Source organism: Clostridium sp. TJA032 (assembly GCF_058310275.1).
Genome location: NZ_JBZEFB010000013.1, coordinates 1 through 4,618, shown reverse-complemented (window position 1 = coordinate 4,618; position 4,618 = coordinate 1). Strand labels below are relative to the sequence as shown.

The 4,618-nt window shown below is 22.5% G+C and carries 3 protein-coding genes; 1 reads left to right on the top strand and 2 read right to left on the bottom strand.

Annotated features, from left to right (window positions below; translation table 11 throughout):
- Window positions 1–3 precede the first annotated feature (3 nt).
- Window positions 4–795, bottom strand: a complete 792-nt coding sequence (locus AC4FRL_RS11580) for a hypothetical protein (RefSeq protein ID WP_491140403.1) — start codon at window positions 793–795, stop codon at window positions 4–6.
- A 1,191-nt stretch (window positions 796–1,986) separates the two neighbouring features.
- Window positions 1,987–2,550: a recombinase family protein gene (locus AC4FRL_RS11575; RefSeq protein WP_491140401.1), complete on the bottom strand. Its 564-nt coding sequence runs from the start codon at window positions 2,548–2,550 to the stop codon at window positions 1,987–1,989.
- Between the two features lie 637 nt (window positions 2,551–3,187).
- Here AC4FRL_RS11575 and AC4FRL_RS11570 point away from each other — a divergent pair.
- Window positions 3,188–3,940, top strand: coding sequence for a plasmid replication protein (locus tag AC4FRL_RS11570; protein ID WP_491140399.1), 753 nt, complete (start codon window positions 3,188–3,190; stop codon window positions 3,938–3,940).
- Window positions 3,941–4,618: the final 678 nt, after the last annotated feature.

Here is a 4,618-nt window from a genome sequence, read left to right as displayed (position 1 = left end):
TTATCAAATTAATATTTTTTCCTCTTTTGCTTTTAGCTTTTCTTGTTCAATTTTATAACTTTCCTTTTCTTCTTCTGTTAGTTCACCATATATATTCTTTATACAAAGAATAGAGCTATTTTTCTCATCCTCTAATATTCTCTTTTTAACTGTATAATTTATAAATTCTTTTTTTCTTAAATTTTTTAATGCTGTAGTTATAGATTTAAAGTTGTATTGTGTCAACTCTTTATGCTCCTCTATATTAATGCAAATAGTTTTTCTATTGATATTAAGATTACCTTTATAAGCATTTTTTAAGGCTAATAAATAGATATAAACCTTTAGCTCTTTGCCAGTCAATTCTTTACAAGCATTTAAAAGAACCTTATTATTTATTTTGGTAAAGCTATATTTATAATCTTTTTCTCTTATAATTACAAATCTGTTTCTTTTTTTAATTAAAATTTCTTTTTCTATAAGGCTTTTAAATGTTTTGGCTATTGTTCTACTTGTAACATAACTATTTTTATATGATAGCTTTAAACCTCTTTCAAGATTTTTATAAAGTCCTTTAGAGATTGGAATATAATTTTCCTCTTTTTCAATATTAACTAGACTTATAGCCTTTAAAGCACAGTATAAACGATATTCTTTATCGCTTAATTGCTTTAATATTTCACTATCTGTTATTATGAAAGTTAAATATTCTTCTTCCTCTTCCTCTTCTTCTTCTTCCCATTCTTCTTCTGCAATATTTTGTTCTTCTTCCTCTTGCTCTCTATTAAAAAAATTTATTTGATTGTCTAATAACATAAAAAATCTCCTTTCATTTTCTTTGATTATATAAAATTATTTATATAAGTTAATTTAGAAAGTAAAAAATAAGAAATAATCTTTCAATAAAAAATTTATTTTATTCAATTTATCATAAATGCACCTTAAAATATACTGATATAGTATTTTTTTAAATGTATATTTCTGAATTTAATAAATTTTCTAGTTAAATTTTGCTGATTTATTAAAAGTGTATATCAATTATAGTACATTAACTGTATATCATCAATATAATAATTTGTTTTTTTAATATTATTTTTTTATATAATCAATAGTAAAATAGTTATTTAAAGGAGCTATTAAATTATATAAGAGTAAAATATAATTTTTCATAAAAAAAATGAATAGGTACTCTGTAAAAGAAAAGAATATGACCGTTTCTGTATGAATGGTATATATTTTTTTTATATGTTAAGGAGGGATATAAAAAGAATATATAAAAAACATACTAGAAAAGGTGATAAGGCTCTTTAGAGAAAGGGAATAAACAATTACAATAATTATGATAATTATAAATATAAATAAATATAAATGTAATAATGATAAAAATAAATGATAATAATTATTACAATGACAAAATAAAGATAAACAATAAAAGAAAAAGCAATTTATAAAAGTCTTAAAAACTAATAACATTCTAAGTACAAAGTAATTAATTATATAATATACTTGTAAAAGATAACTTATAAAAAGAATAATTAAGATAAAAGAGAAAAAAGTAATTGAACTATAAAAGACTAAAAGATAATTAAAGAATATAAAAGTAAATAATATATAAATAATATAAAAGATACTTTTAGTTATAAGAAAAAAGAATTATAGAACCAAAGAAATACTAGATTTAAAATGCTGAAGAAGAATAGAATAATATTAATATTTTTTTAAAGGAATACAATAAAAAAGAAAATTATAAATAATCTATAAGTATATAAAAGAGTATCAAATTAAAGGCTCTTAAAAGTTAAAAGAGAATAAAAAATAATATAGAATATACATAAAGAAAGTAAATACTAATATAAGCTTATATAAGCGATATTAAAGTTGTTAGGATAAAATATATTAAAGGATTATAAAAAATTAATATAAAGGCGTTTAAAGGCATTTAATAGGTATATGGGATAAAAGAATAACACAAGTCCTATCAAAACAAAAAAAGAAGAGGGATTTTAATTATTCCTCTTCTTTAATAACTCTATATATAGTTGACCTACTCAATCCTGTTTCTTTAACTATCTCATTTATTTTATAGCCTTCTTTATATAAAAGTTTTATCATATTTGCTTTATCATTTCTTTTAGAAGGTCTGCCACCATTCCTTCCTCTAGCCTTAGCACTTGCCAATCCCTCTTTAGTTCTTTGGCTTATCAAGTCCCTTTCTAATTGACTTAATCCACTCATTACAGTTAATAAAAAACTATTATATGGATTATCGCTAGAGGTATCTAACCATGTATCTTTAATACTTTTTATACTAGCTCCTTTATTCTTTATTTTTTCTATAATGTCTAATAAATCTTTGGTACTCCTTGATATTCTTGTTAAATCTGTAATTATAACAATATCACCTTCTTGTAGCTCTTCAATCATTTTGTTTAATTGTTCTCTATCTAATTTAGTACCAGTTATTTTTTCTTGATATATATTTCTTTTATCTACGCCATAATTAACTAGCATATCAATTTGTCTATCTAAATTTTGTCCCTCTCTGCTGACACGGGCATAACCTACTAACATATTATAATCAACCTTCTTTCTCATCTCTTTGCTGTAATCATTGTATCATAAACGTTCCATAATGTAAATAGTTTTTGATACGTTTTTTGACACAAAATAAGATAATGAAAGTGGCTTTTTAACTTATATTTTTACAACTTAAAAAAGTGTATCAAAAACAATCGTTTTTGACACAAAGTAAAAGCTATTAATTAGCTCTATAAGAATATCAAAACAAATTATAATAATCTTGTTTCAAGATAGATTAAAGTTGAAACAGCACTAATATTTTTTGAAATAAGATTAAACTGTCTTTAAGCAAGATTAATCTGTCTTGCAATAAGATTAAATCAAAAAAGAGAATAGAAATGTATTTAATAGAAAAAATGATTAATTTTTTAGGAGAATAACTTTTATTGTTTTACAAGATATGTTAAAATTAGATACAATAAATAAATAAATGAACGGTAAAAAAGGAAAATACCTTTTAAGCTAATTGTCGCCAAACTACCAACTTAAAAGGCACTACTAAAAAAAGATTTTTATTTTCTTTGACTATATTATATATTAATTATAACGATATAACAAGGAAAATATTAATCTCTCTTTTAGTAGAATCTATTTCCAAACGTTCTGCTGATAAAGGAGAGGTTTTTTTATGTATAAAGTTAAATTTAATGAAGAAGAAAATCAAATATTAAACACTATAGAGAAAGACAAGATAAGAATTAGTACAATGTCAATCTATTCTTATTTTATAAGTAAATCAAATAATGGAAAAATATGCTTTAGTTACAGAAAATTCTTAAAGGACTACAATAGAGGGCATAAAGATAAGGCTATCCATAGTATAGCAACCTTAAAGAGCAGAATTGAATTAATGGCAGACCTAAAGCTTATAAAAAGAGTGAAAAAAGGCAATTCCTTTATTTATAAATTGAACACTTTTTTGAACAAAAAAAATCACCCTCAAAGCCTTGCAGATACTAAGGTTGATGAGGATAGCAAAGAACATAAATATATAAATAATAAAATAGATAATATTATAGACTTGTATAACAATTTTACTTGTAGAGAATTTAAAAAAGATAATTTAGAGAAATGTAAAAGTCTTGTAGAGGTTAGAAAAAAGGCTAAGGAATTACTGAATGAACTAAATGTCAAAAATAGCTGGATAAAAGAAAGAGTTTTAATAAAAGTTACTAAGCATTATAGAGGAATTACAGTTAAGTTTTTAGAAAACTATATTAAAAAAGTTATAGAAAGCTCTAGAGAGTTATATTATAAGAATTATAGAAAATACGTTAAGAATACAGGCTATAAGCCAAACTTTACACAAAGACAGCATGATAGCAAATACTATTACAATCTAGAAAAGCAATGGCTAGAAACAAATTATACTTTTTTCTAAGATAGGCTCTATTAAAGTTTATAGATAGTCTATGCTTTAAATAGTTTAGTAGACAAGCTATAGATATAGGCTAATAGTCTAATGATTAATAGATATTGCTATTGCTATAGAATGATTAATAGATATTGCTATTGCTATAGATATAGGCTAATAGTCTAATGATTAATAGATATTGCTATTGCTATAGAATGATTAATAGATATTGCTATTGCTATAGAATGATTAATAGATATTGCTATTGCTATAGATATAGGCTAATAGTCTAATGATTAATAGATATAAAGATAAGCAGATCCAGTTATTAATTTGTTAAATGGCTATAGAAAAAAACCTACTGTTCAAATTAGTTATTAACATAACTAATTTGTACTGATATATTCTTATATTATTCTTATTAGAGGTATATTTAGACTACACTATAATTAACAGAAATGTTATTATGTAATGAAAAAAAGGTGCTTATAAATTATAAAAAAAGTACATATTAAACAAAAAAAAGGTACTAAATTTATAATTATAGTACCTTAAAAAAATGTAAAAAAAAATATGAAATTATTATCAAATTAATATTTTTTCCTCTTTTGCTTTTAGCTTTTCTTGTTCAATTTTATAACTTTCCTTTTCTTCTTCTGTTAGTTCACCATATATATTCTTTATACAAAGAATAGAGCTATTTTT

Bases quoted from the DNA above. Each gene is read 5' to 3' on its own strand.
- AC4FRL_RS11575 (WP_491140401.1), bottom strand. From the start codon at position 2,550: ATGTTAGTAGGTTATGCCCGTGTCAGCAGAGAGGGACAAAATTTAGAT.
- AC4FRL_RS11580 (WP_491140403.1), bottom strand. From the start codon at position 795: ATGTTATTAGACAATCAAATAAATTTTTTTAATAGAGAGCAAGAGGAA.
- AC4FRL_RS11570 (WP_491140399.1), top strand. From the start codon at position 3,188: ATGTATAAAGTTAAATTTAATGAAGAAGAAAATCAAATATTAAACACT.